Below are 13998 nucleotides of genomic sequence, written 5' to 3'. Positions count from 1 at the left end.
TCCCTTTTTGTACCCTATGGGAATGGACAACATCGAACCTCGAACCCTGGCCGAGATCATAGCCAGCACCTCTACGAGCAAGCTGGCCGGCCTGCTCGCGGCTGATCCAGCGTACAAGGGGCGCGCGGCTGAACGGCTTGCGCGGGATATCCTGTACCGGCTCAATCAGCCTCAGCCGGATCGCAACCAGCTCAATTTACACCTGTGACGTGTCCGCCAACACCCGTCTCAGGAGCCTCAATGACCTCGTCAAGCACAAGGCAAACTTCCGCGTCACCTGCCGGTGCGGAAAAATTCATGTCTATGATGCTTTTCGGTTCTGCCGATACGCGCTTTGTCGGGGCTGGAATACGCAACTGGAAAGTCTCCGCCACCGCATCAGATGCGATCGATGCGGACGACGGGGGCCGGAAATGAAAGCCGTACCAGACGCGCCAACCCCAGACGATCCGTTCTATCAAACGGAAGGGGAGGCAAGGCAAGGGAGACAATCGGTGAGGCACTTCTAACGCTCCGCAAGGAACAGCCCTCACAACGTTAAACTTGGCCCAATATGGGTCAATTCGTTTGCATTGATTGACAATTTTACGTTTCTAGACAAACATTTCTCTTAATCCAAGAATTTCAAGCTCTTTGGCTGTTCACCTATCAGAAAACTACAATGGCAATACTAAAAGCTGCAAACGCAGCGTGGAACGGGGGATTTATGGCTGAAGTAACCATTACCAGTGCATCCGATAGCCTTTTCGGAACCCAGAGCGATGACGTATTTCGTGTCCGTGCCACTAGTGATTCCATTGTTACTACAAGTTCCTTTGTCGGAGGCGACGGCCTAGACAAGATCGAGCTTGAAACATCTGATTCGGCTATTAGTAGGCCTTGGGGCAATCAAACGACCTATGTTTTTGGCGAACTGATATCAATTGAGGCTCTACAGTTCAAAACGAATTACGGTCAAAATATAGATTTTCGCGTATCGATATCAAGCAGTCTTAATGGGGTATCTGTCACTGGATCGACCGGTTATGATCGCTTGATTGTCGATGCAAAAGCAGGTGGCGACTATGTGATACCCGACTTCGTATTGCAAAACTGGGGGCCGTCAGTCGGCACGGGAGGTTACATAGATCGTGTTGCCCTGCTCGCAGCGGGTACTGACAATTACGTTCTACGGACCAATTCTGGCTTAGTGAGTTACCAGGAACTTTTTGGCGGAAGTGGGAACGATCAGCTTATCGGAAATGTCGGGGATAGCGGGCTACTAGGCGGTGCCGGTAACGATCAAATATTTGGGTATGGCGGTCGGGACTTCTTGGAGGGAGGGGTGGGCAATGACCTTCTAAGTGGCGGAGCAGGCGCAGATACTTTCTTTTTCGACAATCGGATATCAACGGGCGTAGATAGGATAACGGATCTCGACAAAAACGATGTTATTATCACAACGCGTCCGCTTTATGACAGAAACAACGATGGAATCGTAACGTTCGGATCCAACAGGGCGCTGGATTTCAGCGAAACGGATAAGCTGTTTATAACGGATAATAATGGCAAATCCGTACAAGCTTTGGAATTTGACGGAGTTCTTCAGAACGCCGACGGTACATATTTCTATATGTATAGTATTTAAGTAGAATAAATTAATATTTAGGACGGAGAATGGGAGTCTGTGCCAAAGAGTGGCTACTGACTCCCATTGGGCAATCCCTTCAGAGGCACCGCTACGTATACGCGACATAAGGATTACGGTATTGCGAAGCCGTTCGTATCGTCGGAAGCAGAACGTCGGACTGTCCGTCCGAACGCCGTCGAGTCCCCAGAAATCAACGGCTTAGTCAAAAGTTTGGCGCGCGTGTGCTACTCTGGTTGACAGCATGAAGAAGATGAAGCTCTCCCGCGGCTTTCGCGGCGGTTGGGCCGGGTCGGCATAGGGCAGGCCGTCCGGCGCACCACCCGCCGCCCACGTCCGTGCGGCCTCTGCCCAGCGATCGAGGGCGGCGTCGTCATAGCCGGTGGCCACGTCCTCGACCGCGTTTTCAAGCCGGGCATAGACGAAATCGCCGGTGATGTCGGCGATGGCGGGATAGTCGGCCGAGTCGGCATAGACGATCGCGACGCCCGCTTTGCGGGCCATCGCCACGAATTCGGGAACATGGAAGCTGTCGTGGCGGACCTGTATGGCATGGCGGAGCTTCACGCCTGCCTCGGTTGCGGGCAGCATTGCGAGGAAGGCAGCAAAGTCGTCGGCGTCGAATTTCTTGGTCGCCATGAACTGCCACAGGATCGGGCCGAGCTTGTCGCCGAGTTCGGTCATGCCGGAGCCGACGAATTTCGCGATCGATTCCCCGGCCTCCGCCAATATCCTGCGATTGGTGCAGAAGCGCGAGGCTTTAACCGCGAACACGAAATCGTCGGGTGCGGTCGCGGCCCAGTTGGCGAAGCTCGCCGGCTTCTGGGTGCCGTGATAGGTCGCGTTGATCTCAATCGCGGTCAGCGCGTGCGATGCGAACTCCAGCTCCCGCTTCTGCGGCCATTTTTCGGGGTAGAAGCTGCCGCGCCACGGCGGGAAGGTCCAGCCACCGATGCCGATGCGAATGGGGGCGTTGGTCATGGTGACGAAGGTGTCGCGTAGCGAGGGGGCTGGCAAGGGGTCAGTGGGCGGTAACGTCACTGGATGTCGTCAGAATTTGCGGGTCGACGGTCAGCACCGGGGGCTGTGCGGCGGTCCAGGTTGACAGGTCGGCGCGATAGCGGTCGTAGGCGCGGTAGAAATCGACGAACGGCTGGTCGAGCGCCTCGATATCCGGGGCGGCGACGGCATCCAGCCCGCCGGCGGGCAGTTCGGCCACCTGTGTCAACATCGGCAGCGCGCGCGCGCAAAAGGCATCGCGGACCGGCGGCTGCGCAAAGTAATTATAGACGCGGGTCATCGCGTCGTCGAACCGGTCCTGCCAGTCGCCGCCGCCGCGCCTGTACTCCGCCTCCAGCGCCTTGAACGCGGCAGCGAAGCGGGTGGCATGTACTTTGAGCAACCGGTTATAGGCCGCGACCCCGGCCGGATCGCCGATATTGCACTGTAGCGCCGCGACGTTCAGCGCAGCGCGCAGGTGCCAGAGCGCGGCATCGGGCGAAAGGCCCCGGTTGAGCGTGGCATAGCCGCCATCGGGCGTCGTTGCCGGGATGACGAGGTTCGGCGCGGCCCCCTGCGGCGGTTTGGGTTTGGGCGCGGGCGGCGGGACCGGAATCGTCGGCGGGGTGACGGTCGCCACCTCCGGCGTCCTGCGGGTGCAGCCGGCAAGCAGGGCGATCCCGCAGGCGACGACCAGCAGCAGGCGGCTACGCATCTTCCTCACTCTCCTTCGTTCCCGCAGGCTCAGCGTTGCAGCAGGAACACCGCGTGTTCGGCACGGAAATTGGCCGCCGCCGCCGTGGTACGCTTGCCCCCCGACAGGAACCACGCATCGACGACGGTAATCCCCCGCTTTGCGACGAACGCCCGGAAATCGTCGATGGTGACGTGGTGGATGTTCGGCGTCTCATACCATTCGAGCGGTAACAGCGCCGTCACCGGCATCCGCCCGCCCCATAGCAGAGACGCGCGCACCCGCCAGTGCGCGAAGTTCGGGAAGGATACGAAGGCCTGCGCACCGATGCGCAACAGATGGTCGAGCACGACATGCGGCCGCATCGCCGTCTGCAACGTCTGGCTGAGGATCGCATAGTCGAAACTGGCGTCGGGATAGTCGGCAAGGTCGCGATCGGCATCGCCCTGCATCACCGACAGCCCGCGCGCCATCGCATCGGCGACATTGCCCGGATCGATTTCCAGTCCCCGCGCATCGACGCCGCGTTCATCGCGCAGCGCGGCCATCAACTGCCCGTCGCCGCAACCGACATCGAGGATGCGTGAACCGGGCGTGATATTGGCCGCGATGATCGCAAGGTCGGGGCGCAGGGCCATCGGGGTCCGACGCGGTGATCCGGCGATCATGGTCATGGCATTGCCTCCAGCATCGCCGTCGCTTCCGCCGACAACCGTTCCATATAGCGATCGGGCCGCGAAAGGGGGTGGAAGCCGAGTTTCGCATACACGCCATGCGCGTCCGCCGTAACGAGGCCGATGCGGCGGATACCGGCCAGATCGGGATGATCGACGAACCAGCCGACCATCGCCCGCCCGATGCCCTGCCCCCGCGCGCGGTCGTCGACAAACACGTCGGCGATCCACGCGAAGGTCGCCCGGTCGGTGATCGCACGGGCGAACCCGATCTGCACGCCGTCGCGATAGGCACCGATCGGGTGCGACCCGGCGATGGCGCGCTCGACCCGCTCGCGATCGATGCCGGGCGACCAGTAGCTCGATGCCAGCCAGCCATGGATGCGCGCGATATCGAGCCGGTCGCGATCGTCGGAAAGCGCGAAGGTCATGCGTCCGCCTCCAGAAAGCCGCGCATGATCCGGTCGAGTTCGGGCGAATCGAGCAGGAACGCGTCATGGCCGAACGGCGACGACAGTTCGACGAAGCTGGCCGGTGCGCCGGCGGCGTTCAGCGCATGGACGATGCTGCGCGATTCGGCGGTCGGATACAGCCAGTCGGTATCGAAGCTGACGACGCAGAACCGTGCCTTCGTCGCGCGGAACGCATTGGCCAGCACCCCGCCATGTTCCTCCGCCAGATCGAAATAATCGAGCGCGCGGGTGATGTAGAGATAGGAATTGGCGTCGAACCGGTCGGTGAAGGCCAGCCCCTGATGGCGCAGATAGCTTTCGACCTGAAAATCGGCGTCGAAGCCGAAGGTCTTGGTCCCGGCCGCGCCATCGGCGCGCGCCTGCAGCTTGCGGCCGAATTTGGCGGTCAGGCCCGCTTCGGACAGATAGGTGATGTGCGCCGCCATCCGCGCCACCGACAGCCCGGCGGCGGGTGGTGATCCATCGGCATAATACTCGCCGCCGCGCCAGTCGGGGTCGGCCATGATCGCCTGTCGCCCGACTTCGTGAAAGGCGATGTTCTGTGCCGAATGGCGTGCGGTGGAGGCGATCACCACCACCGCCTGTACCCGGTCGGGCAGCGTCGCCGACCATGACAGCGCCTGCATTCCGCCCATCGACCCGCCGACCACGGCGCGCAGTCGGTCGATGCCGAGATGGTCGAGCAGCATTCCCTGCGCGCGCACCATGTCGCGAATGGTCAGCACCGGAAAGCGCATCGCCCATGGGCTGCCGGTCGCGGGGTCGATGCTGGCCGGTCCCGACGACCCCATGCAACTACCGAGCACGTTCGAACAGATGACGAAATGGCGGTTAAGGTCGATCGGCTTGCCCGGCCCGATCATGCGCGACCACCAGCCGGGTTTGCCGGTGCGCGGATGGGTGGAGGCGACATGCTGATCACCGGTCAGCGCGTGGCAGATCAGGATCGCATTGTCGCGCGCGGGCGACAGCGTGCCATAGGTTTCATAGGCGATGTCGATCGCGGGCAGGGTCGCGCCACTATCCAGTGCCAGCGGGGTGGCCAGTGTCGCGCGGCGATCGGGACCGAAACGGGAATCCATGGGCGTTGCGGTAATTGCGCACGGCACCGGGTTCAAGCGTTGCGGTGGGATCGGGTCGGCACTGCCTGCGAAACGCGCGCTGCCATGCGTTGTCAAACCGCCGTCAGGCGGCCAGCGGAAACCGCAGCAGCCGGTCCTCCAGCGCGATCAACGCCTCTGCCCGGCCGCCGACCGCGCGGACGATTTCGGGATGATCCGCGTCGAGACCGCCGGTGAGCGAGCCGAAGGCAGGCAGGATCAGCTTGGTCGCGGTCGCCACGAAGCAGCGGCGCGACACGCCCCGTCCGCGCAGCCTGACCCGCAATTTGGGGTGGAAATGGCCCGATAGTTCGGGGCGCGCTTCGGCGGGGTCGGCTTCGTGGCGCAGCACCAGTCCGTCGACGACCGCTTCGTCGATCACCCGGCCGCCGCAATGGTCGGCGACGATCCGGTCGTGATTGCCGGTGATCCACGTCCAGTCGCTTGCCGCCGTCAGCGCGCGCAGCCGCGTCTGCGCCTCGTCGCCCAGCCGGTCGCAGCCGCCGACATCGTGGAAACTGTCGCCGAGGCACCATATCTCGGCCGGCCGGGTCCGCGCCACCACCGCCTCGATCCCCGCCAGCGTTTCCAGCGTATCATAGGGCGGCAGCATCTGTCCGAATTGCGCGAACCAGCTCGCCTTTTCGAAATGCAGGTCGGCGAGCAGCAGCGCGCGCCGCGCCGGCCAGAACAGCGCACCGGCGGACAGGGCATCGAAAGCGTGACCGGCGAACGAAAGGCGAACCATGGCCGCGCCTATGACGCAAGCCGGCGGGATGCTCAAGCCATGGGAGCGTAACGATTTCGGGGGAGTGGTTGCAGCGTTGGCGGAGGCGTCGCCGCGATCGCTATGACCTGCGTCCGACAAGTCGCTGGCCATTGGTGAAACCGTTACCTTGGGCGTGGCCGGAACCTTTGTGAAACGCCTCTGATCGTACCCCGGCGAAGGCCGGGGCCCAGTTGGGGGACGTTCGTAAATTATGGAAAAACCTTCCCAACTGGACCCCGGCTTTCGCCGGGGTACGGCTCGGTTTGGTGTAGCGCGCGACTTTCGCAGAGGTCCCGGCTTAAGCCGGTGCCCCGTTTTTTCGGTCAGCCGCAGCAAGAAGCGGGGCCCCGGATCAAGTCCGGGGCGACGAACCGAGGGGAATGTTGGTTCGTCGATTGCCAGCGAGCAAGATGTAACCTGCACCCGGGCCGAACCTACAGCCAGATATCGACCACATGGATCGCCAGCCCGACGGTGCCGCCGACCAGCGTGCCGTTGATCCGGATGAATTGCAGGTCGCGCCCGACGGCATTTTCGAGGCGGCCGGTAATCGTCTGCGCATCCCAGCCGCGCACCGTGTCCGATACCAGCCGGACGATGCCGTCGCCATAATCGGCGACTGCCCCGACCACGGCACGGCGGACGAAGCGGTTGACCTTCGCCTTCAGCACCGGATCGGATTGCAGCGTCAGTCCCAGCTGCCGCATCGCATCGCCGATCGGCCCGGCCAGCGCGCGATCGGGATTACGGGCGGCGTTGAGCAGGCCGCCGCGGATCTTTTCCCACACCCCCATCCACCAGCCGGCCAGCGCCGGGTTTTCGATCAGCTCGTTCTTCAGCCGTTCGACCTTGGCCTGCATCTCGGGCGAATGTTGCAGGTCGTGGGCCAGCAGCGCGAGACCCTCGTTCGCCTTGGCGCGCAGCGGATGGGCCGGGTCTTCGGCGACGTCGGCGAGCATCTTGTGCAGGCCGTTCAGCACCGACGTCGCCAGCGTCGCGTCCAGCCCGGTCCAGCGCAGCACGGCACCCGCGCGCTTCTGGATCATCGTGCGGACCAGTTCCTCGTTCGCGTCGAGCGTCTTGGACGTCCAGCGGATGATGGCGTCGATCAGCGGCAGGTGGCGGTCCTCCGCGATCGCCGCTTCCAGCGTGCGGCCAAGCGCAGGCGACACCCGCATCGCGCGCAGCCGGTTGGCGAGGGCACCGCGCACCATCGTCCCGAACTGATCGGGGTCGAGGCCCTCCAGCACGTTGACCGCCAGCCGCGACGCGCCGTGCCGCAGCCGCCCGCTGCGCGTCGCCGGATCGGCCAGCCATTTGCCGGCGACGGCGGCGGCGTCGACACGGTGCATACGGCGCGCGACGACATGCGCGGTCAGGAAATTGTCGCGCAGGAACGCGGCCAGCGTGTCGCCGATCCGGTCCTTGTTGCGCGGAATGATCGCGGTATGCGGGATCGGCAGGCCGAGCGGATGGCGGAACAGCGCGGTGACCGCGAACCAGTCGGCAAGACCGCCGACCATCGCCGCCTCGGCAAAGGCCTGGACGAAGCTCCATGCCGGGTGGACCCCCTCCAGCCGCCGCGACAGCAGGAACAGCGCCGCCATCGCCACCAGCATGAAGGTGGCGAGCCGCCGCATCCGGCGTAGGGGTAGGGGAACCGCATCGCCCGCCCCGGCAAGGATCGAAGATCGTGGCATTGGCGAAACAATCGCCGGCTGCGGGGAAAGTTCAATCGGTACCCGTGCGGGCTACCGGTCCCGTCCGGTTCGCGACGGGCGCGAACCGGACGGGGGGCGGGTCATTCCGCCGCCGGCAGCGACTTCGGCCCGTCGCCCGGCGGCAACTGCCCGCCCGGCTGGTGTTCGATCGCCGGCCGGTCACCATCGCCCGGACGATAGGTAAGCAGCCGCCGCGACAGGCGCGGACCGACCCAGCGTTCCAGCCCGACCGCGAGGCTGAACGCGCCCGGCACGATCAGCAGCGTCAGCAGCGTCGACAGGGCCAGCCCGCCGATCACGGTGATGCCCATCGGCGCGCGGAACGATGCGTCGCCCGACAGCGCCATCGCGGTCGGCACCATGCCGGCGACCATGGCGACGGTGGTCATCACGATCGGCTGCGCCCGCTTGTGCCCGGCGTCGAGGATCGCGACTTCCTTGTCGACGCCCTTCTCCATCTCCTCCAGCGCGAAATCGATCAGCAGGATCGAATTCTTGGCGACGATGCCGAGCAGCATCAGCAGCCCGATATAGACCGGCATCGAGATCGGGTTGCCCGTGATCCACAATGCCAGCAGCCCGCCCAAAGGTGCCAGGAACAGCGATCCCATGTTCACGAACGGCGGCATCACCCGCTTGTAGAGCAGCACCAGCACCGCGAAGACGAGGAAGATGCCCGAAATCACCGCGACGATGAAGTTGGTAATCATCTCGCCCTGCCACTTCGCCTGACCGACGGTCAGTTCGGTGACGCCCAGCGGCAGGTTCTGCATGATCGGCAGCTTGTGGATCGCCTCCTGCGCGACGCCCGACACGACGCCGGGGGCCAGATCGGCACCGACGACCAGACGACGTTGCTGGTTGATGCGGTCGATCTTGGTCGGGCCCGCGCCAAAACCGATATCGGCGACGACCGACAGCGGCACCGATCCGCCATTGCCGGTGGGGACCGGCAGGTTCTGGATCGTCGACAGCCGCGACCGCGCATCGCGCGACAGGGCGACGCGGATCGGGATCTGCCGGTCGGACAGCGAGAAGCGCGCGCTGTTCTGGTCGATATCGCCCAGCGTCGCGATGCGGATCGCCCCCGACAGCGCGGCGGTGGTGACGCCGAGGCTGGCGGCGAGGTCGCTGCGCGGACGGATGATGATCTCCGGCCGCTTCAGATCGCCCGACACGCGCGGCGCGACGACCATCGGCAGCTTTTCCATCTCCTTGACCAGCTGGTTCGCGGTTTCGTTCAGCTTGACCGGATCGTCGCCGCCCAGCGTGATCGACAGGTCGCGACTCGACCCGCCCCAGCCGAATTGCGACCGGAACGATACCCGCGCATCGGGGATCGCGGCGAGCTGCGGGGCGAGGCCGCGTTCGAACTCGGTGCTCTTGGACTGGCGCATCGCGTCATAGGTCGCATCGTCGACCAGCCCGAACGTGTGGCGGACGCTTTCGCCGAAACTCGGCTTGTCGAGCAGTTCGGCGGTCACCCGGCCGTTGCCGGCATAGCTCGACGAATAGACCGATTTGACCAGCGGCTGCGCCCGCAACAGATTCTCGACGCGCTTCACGACGACCGCGGTCTGTTCGAGGGTGGTGCCGGGCACCATTTCGACGCTGGCGGTCACGCGGTCGCGGTCCTGCGGCGGCTGGAAGGTCTGCGGCAGGACCATGAACATGATGACGGTCAGCGTCAGCGCCACCACGCCGCCGACGATCGTCGACCAGCGATGGCGCAGCGTCCAGCGCAGCACGCCCATATACCGGTCCATCAGCCAGCCCTCGCCATGGCTGGCGGACCCGTGCGCCTTCAGGAAATAGGCGGCGATCATCGGCGTGATGAGCCGCGCGACGGCAAGGCTCATCAACACCGACGCGACGACCGTCAGGCCGAAATTCTTGAAGAACTGGCCCGAAATGCCCGGCATCAACCCGACCGGCAGGAAGACCGCGACGATCGCCATCGTCGTCGCCAGCACCGCGATGCCGATCTCGTCGGCGGCGTCGATCGATGCCTGATAGGCGGATTTGCCCATGCGCATGTGGCGGACGATATTCTCGATCTCCACGATCGCATCGTCGACCAGCACCCCCGCCACCAGACTGAGCGCGAGCAGCGTCATCTGGTTGAGGGTGAATCCCAGCATGTCCATGAACCAGAAGGCGGGGATCGCCGACAGCGGGATGGCCAGCGCCGAGATCAGCGTCGCGCGCCAGTCGCGCAGGAACAGGAACACGACGACGATCGCGAGCAGCGCGCCCTCGACCATCGCGTTCATCGCCGAATGATACTGGATTTCGGTGAACTTCACCGAATTGGACAGCAGCGCGAAGCGGACCTGCGGGTTGCGCTTCTGCAGGTCGGCGAGCTTCTTTTCCGCCTCGTGGAACACGGTCACGTCCGACGCGCCCTTGGCACGCTTGATATCGAACGCCAGCACCGGGCGACCGTTATATTCGGCGCGGCTGGTGGGTTCGGCATAGGCGTCGCGGACGTCGGCGATGTCGGCCAGCCGGACCGAGCGGCCACCGCCGACCGGCACCTGCGTCTGCGACAGCGCATAGGCGGTGGCGGCGTTGCCGAGCACGCGGACCGATTGCTGCGTGCCGGCGATTTCCGCCTGCCCGCCGGCCGCGTTCAGATTGACCTGACGCAGCGCCTGATTGACCTGGCTCGCGGTCAGCCCCTGCGCTTGCAACCGCGCGGGGTCGAGCGTCACGCGGATCTCGCGGTCGACGCCGCCGACGCGCTCGACGGTCGCCATGCCCTCGACGCTCAACAATTCCTTCGCGACGGTATTGTCGACATACCAGCTGAGCTGTTCGGCGGTCATGTCGTCGGCGATTGCGGTCCACGACGCCAGATCCTTGTCGGTGGTGTTCGCGCGGAAGACCTGCGGTTCGAGGATGCCGTCGGGAAGCTGGCCGCGAATCTGGTTCACCGCTTCGCGCACGTCATTGACGGCGCGGTCGATCGGCGTGCCGATATCGAGCTGGATGACGGTCTGCGACGACCCTTCGGTAACGCTCGATTCGATCTGGTCGATGCCCTGCAGCGACCGGACCGCCGCCTCGACGCGCTGCGTCACCTGCGTTTCGAGTTCGGTGGGCGCAGCACCCGGCTGGGTGATCACGACGATCGCGACCGGGAATTCGATATCCGGGTCCTGGTTCACGTCCATCCGCATGAAACTGACGATCCCGGCGATCGTCAGCGCGAGGAACAGCACCAGCGGTGGTACCGGGTTCCGGATCGACCATGCCGAAATGTTGCGAAAGCCCATGGCGCTATTCCTTGCGAGCGGAAGCGGCGGCGGCGCGGACCGGCACCACCTCCTGTCCGACATTCAGGAACGCGCCGGCACTTGCGACCACGCGTTCGTCGCCGATCAACCCGGAGGCGATCAGCGCACCTTCGTCCGACACTTCGGCGACGCGGACGTCGCGGCGAAGCACCTTGTTCTGGGCATCGATCAGATAGACATAGCTGCCCTTGTCATCGCTCAGCACCGCCGATTCGGGCAGCAGCGGCGCGGTCGAGGCACCCGCCCCGATGCGCGCGCTGGCAAAGCCGCCGGGGCGCAGCGCCGGGTCGTAGTTCAGCGCGATCCGGGCGATGCCCTGTCGCGTCTGCGGATCGATGATCGGCGCGACCTGCCACACCTGCCCCTTGAACACGCGGGTATCGCCGACCGGCACGACCTGCGCCAGCGAACCGGCGCGGACATTGGCGAGATCGGCCTCGGACAGCTGGGCGCGCATTTCCATCTGCCCGCCCATCGCGATGCGGAACAGCACGCCGCTGCCGCTGCCGACGACCTGACCCGGTTCGACCGCGCGGGTCAGGACGAGGCCGGCGGCGGGCGCGCGGATGTCGAGGCGGCGGTTGCGCGCCTGCGTCTCGGCCAGCTGCGCCTGCGCCACCCGGACGCGGGCGTTGGCGGCGTCGCGGGTCGCGGTCTTGCGATCGATATCGGCCTTCGACACGAAGCCGCGTTCGACCAGCTGGTTCGACCGGTCGAGTTCGGTCTGCGCGATCTGCGCATCGGCGCGGGCGACCCGCACCTGTGCCGACAGCGATTCGGCGGTCTGCGCCTGAACCGACCGATCGACCGTCGCCAGCACTTGTCCGGCGCTTACCCAGCTGCCCGGCTCGACGAACACCCGTGTGACCAGACCGCCTTCGCCGACGACGCCGACCGGCATTTCCCGGCGGGCGGCGAGCGATCCGGTGCCGGTGACCGCACGGGTCACCGTGTCGCGACCGGGGACGACCACCGTCACCTTGGGCAGCGTGCCGCCGGCGGCGGCGGGCGGCGCACCCTGTGCGGCCGGCGCGTCGCCACCCTTGCGACCGAATGCCCAGTAGGCACCGAGCAGGACGAGCAGGACGATCACGATCCCGACGATGACGGCACGGCGGCGCGAACGCTTCGCGCCGTCGGGTCCGGTCAGCAGCTGGCGGTCACCCGCGATCGACGTCGATTCGTAATTCATCCACCCCATCCTGTTGGAAGGCCCCCAGCCAATTCAATGCTGTATTACCCGAATACAGCACTGCCCTCAAGCATAGACATCGCGTTTTTCGATAAGCACGGCAAGGGCTGCATCGATTGCGTTCATGCGACGTTTTGCGGCGGATGCGTAACGACCGTTCGTTCGTCGTCACTATAGTCGAAAAGGAATTGTCGATGCTCCGTTCCGTCCTGATCCTTGCCGCCATCGGCACCGCGCTTCCCGCCGCCGCGCAACAGGCGGTGCCGGTGTCGGCACCGGTCCTGACCGACGGGACGCTGCTCGACATCAGCGCGACGGGGAAGGCGACGCGCGTGCCCGACATCGCCACGATCCGCGCCGGCGTGGTCAGTCAGGCGGCGACGGCCGCGGCGGCGCTGTCGGACAACAGCCAGCGCATGACCCGCGTCGTCGCCGCGCTGCGCCGCGCCGGTGTCGCCGACCGCGATCTCCAGACCGCGCAGATCCAGTTGCAGCCGCAATATCGCTATGCCGAAAACCAGCCCCCGGCGATCACCGGCTATCAGGCGAGCAACAGTGTCGCGGTCCGGTTCCGCGACGTGGCGAAGAGCGGCGCGATCCTCGATGCCCTTGTCGCGCAGGGCGCGAACCAGATCGACGGGCCGACGCTGTCGGTCGATGCCGCCGATGCCGCGCTCGACGAAGCCCGCACCGACGCGATCCGCCGGGCGCGCGCGCGTGCCGATCTCTATGCCCGCGCCGCCGGGCTGCGGGTCGACCGCATCCTGCTGATTTCGGAGGATGGCGGGCAATTGCCGCAGCCGCCGATGCCGATGCTGCAAATGGCGCGCATGATGAAGACGGCTGATTCGACGCCCGTGGCGGCGGGTGAACAGGATCTGACGGTCAACGTATCGGTCCGCTTCCTGCTGCGGTAAATAGCCCTTGCCCGTCACCTTGGGTCAAGTCGAGATCTTTGCGAAAGCCGCAGGCTTGGCCGGAAACTCGCCGTACCCCCGCCTGCGCGGGGACTGTTTACATGAGGCGCGTTTTGGATTCTTCTGTGTTCCTTTGATTTGGGCGGGGAGGACAGGATGCGTTGTCCAGCGTGCGAGGGGACCGACCTGATCAAGCGGGGCCGCAAGTCGGGCAATCAGCGCTATGTGTGCCGGGCCTGCGGTCGATACTGCACCGATAGCCAGCCCAGGTTCAGTGCCGAGACGAAAGCTTTGGCGATCGAGATGTACATGAATGGCATGGGCATCCGGGCGATCGGCCGGGTGCTGGGTGCATCGCCGGCGGGGGTCCTCAAGTGGATCCGCAAGGAACATGCGACGCTGCAGCAGAAATTGGCGCAAGCCGCTCCGGTCGACACCGGGGAGGCCGACGTCATCGAGATGGACGAGATCTATACCTACGTCCAAAAAAACGGCAGCGAGCGGTGATCTGGACGGCGTACAGCCGCCGGCAT

General features: G+C 64.9%; 13 protein-coding genes. 4 read left to right on the top strand and 9 right to left on the bottom strand.

What is annotated here, in order from left to right; translation table 11 throughout:
• Positions 1-22: 22 nt before the first annotated feature.
• Positions 23-208, top strand: a complete 186-nt coding sequence (locus ASE50_RS08815) for a DUF6771 family protein (protein WP_156347438.1) — start codon at positions 23-25, stop codon at positions 206-208.
• Positions 209-706: 498 nt separating this feature from the next.
• Positions 707-1627 (top strand): calcium-binding protein, encoded by a 921-nt coding sequence (locus tag ASE50_RS18750; protein ID WP_162236182.1) that lies wholly within the window; start codon positions 707-709, stop codon positions 1625-1627.
• A 201-nt stretch (positions 1628-1828) separates the two neighbouring features.
• Here ASE50_RS18750 and ASE50_RS08810 read toward each other — a convergent pair whose 3' ends face one another.
• From ASE50_RS08810 to ASE50_RS08770, 9 genes are all read right to left on the bottom strand, one after another.
• Complete coding sequence (locus ASE50_RS08810; RefSeq protein ID WP_056398690.1) at positions 1829-2608, bottom strand: DUF72 domain-containing protein; 780 nt, start codon at positions 2606-2608, stop codon at positions 1829-1831.
• Between the two features lie 40 nt (positions 2609-2648).
• Entirely contained in the window at positions 2649-3341 is a 693-nt protein-coding gene (locus ASE50_RS08805; RefSeq protein WP_056398687.1) for a hypothetical protein, read from the bottom strand.
• Positions 3342-3370: 29 nt separating this feature from the next.
• The gene (gene metW, locus ASE50_RS08800) at positions 3371-3958 is read right to left on the bottom strand and encodes a methionine biosynthesis protein MetW (RefSeq protein WP_056398868.1); all 588 of its coding nucleotides are present in this window, start codon (positions 3956-3958) and stop codon (positions 3371-3373) included.
• A gap of 32 nt (positions 3959-3990) precedes the next feature.
• The gene (locus ASE50_RS08795; protein WP_056398683.1) at positions 3991-4425 is read right to left on the bottom strand and encodes a GNAT family N-acetyltransferase; all 435 of its coding nucleotides are present in this window, start codon (positions 4423-4425) and stop codon (positions 3991-3993) included.
• Positions 4422-5549 (bottom strand): homoserine O-acetyltransferase MetX, encoded by a 1128-nt coding sequence (gene metX, locus ASE50_RS08790; RefSeq protein WP_056398681.1) that lies wholly within the window; start codon positions 5547-5549, stop codon positions 4422-4424. Before metX ends, ASE50_RS08795 begins: the two co-directional genes overlap by 4 nt.
• Positions 5550-5652: 103 nt before the next feature.
• Positions 5653-6315 carry a ligase-associated DNA damage response endonuclease PdeM gene (gene pdeM / locus ASE50_RS08785; protein ID WP_056398679.1) on the bottom strand — a complete coding sequence of 221 codons (663 nt, stop codon included), beginning with the start codon at positions 6313-6315 and terminating at the stop codon, positions 5653-5655.
• A 455-nt stretch (positions 6316-6770) separates the two neighbouring features.
• Positions 6771-8036: a DUF445 domain-containing protein gene (locus ASE50_RS08780; protein ID WP_056398678.1), complete on the bottom strand. Its 1266-nt coding sequence runs from the start codon at positions 8034-8036 to the stop codon at positions 6771-6773.
• A gap of 101 nt (positions 8037-8137) precedes the next feature.
• Entirely contained in the window at positions 8138-11335 is a 3198-nt protein-coding gene (locus tag ASE50_RS08775; RefSeq protein WP_056398676.1) for an efflux RND transporter permease subunit, read from the bottom strand.
• Positions 11336-11339: 4 nt separating this feature from the next.
• Positions 11340-12548 (bottom strand): efflux RND transporter periplasmic adaptor subunit, encoded by a 1209-nt coding sequence (locus ASE50_RS08770; RefSeq protein WP_056398674.1) that lies wholly within the window; start codon positions 12546-12548, stop codon positions 11340-11342.
• A gap of 194 nt (positions 12549-12742) precedes the next feature.
• On the opposite strand from ASE50_RS08770, the gene ASE50_RS08765 reads away from it, so the two are divergent.
• Together ASE50_RS08765 and ASE50_RS08760 are read left to right on the top strand one after the other, a co-directional pair.
• Positions 12743-13465: an SIMPL domain-containing protein gene (locus ASE50_RS08765; RefSeq protein ID WP_200909533.1), complete on the top strand. Its 723-nt coding sequence runs from the start codon at positions 12743-12745 to the stop codon at positions 13463-13465.
• Positions 13466-13774: 309 nt separating this feature from the next.
• Positions 13775-13972 (top strand): hypothetical protein, encoded by a 198-nt coding sequence (locus tag ASE50_RS08760; protein ID WP_235512271.1) that lies wholly within the window; start codon positions 13775-13777, stop codon positions 13970-13972.
• The last annotated feature ends 26 nt before the right edge of the window (positions 13973-13998 follow it).

The organism is Sphingomonas sp. Leaf5, assembly GCF_001421155.1.
Lineage (GTDB): Bacteria > Pseudomonadota > Alphaproteobacteria > Sphingomonadales > Sphingomonadaceae > Sphingomonas.
This window is presented reverse-complemented; position numbering and strand designations above follow the sequence as displayed.

Coding starts and splice junctions, on each gene's coding strand:
- metW (WP_056398868.1), bottom strand. CDS start 3,958: ATGGCCCTGCGCCCCGACCTTGCGATCATCGCGGCCAATATCACGCCC.
- ASE50_RS08775 (WP_056398676.1), bottom strand. CDS start 11,335: ATGGGCTTTCGCAACATTTCGGCATGGTCGATCCGGAACCCGGTACCA.
- ASE50_RS08810 (WP_056398690.1), bottom strand. CDS start 2,608: ATGACCAACGCCCCCATTCGCATCGGCATCGGTGGCTGGACCTTCCCG.
- ASE50_RS18750 (WP_162236182.1), top strand. CDS start 707: ATGGCTGAAGTAACCATTACCAGTGCATCCGATAGCCTTTTCGGAACC.
- ASE50_RS08815 (WP_156347438.1), top strand. CDS start 23: ATGGACAACATCGAACCTCGAACCCTGGCCGAGATCATAGCCAGCACC.
- ASE50_RS08805 (WP_056398687.1), bottom strand. CDS start 3,341: ATGCGTAGCCGCCTGCTGCTGGTCGTCGCCTGCGGGATCGCCCTGCTT.
- ASE50_RS08760 (WP_235512271.1), top strand. CDS start 13,775: ATGAATGGCATGGGCATCCGGGCGATCGGCCGGGTGCTGGGTGCATCG.
- pdeM (WP_056398679.1), bottom strand. CDS start 6,315: ATGGTTCGCCTTTCGTTCGCCGGTCACGCTTTCGATGCCCTGTCCGCC.
- ASE50_RS08770 (WP_056398674.1), bottom strand. CDS start 12,548: ATGAATTACGAATCGACGTCGATCGCGGGTGACCGCCAGCTGCTGACC.
- ASE50_RS08765 (WP_200909533.1), top strand. CDS start 12,743: ATGCTCCGTTCCGTCCTGATCCTTGCCGCCATCGGCACCGCGCTTCCC.
- metX (WP_056398681.1), bottom strand. CDS start 5,549: ATGGATTCCCGTTTCGGTCCCGATCGCCGCGCGACACTGGCCACCCCG.
- ASE50_RS08795 (WP_056398683.1), bottom strand. CDS start 4,425: ATGACCTTCGCGCTTTCCGACGATCGCGACCGGCTCGATATCGCGCGC.
- ASE50_RS08780 (WP_056398678.1), bottom strand. CDS start 8,036: ATGCCACGATCTTCGATCCTTGCCGGGGCGGGCGATGCGGTTCCCCTA.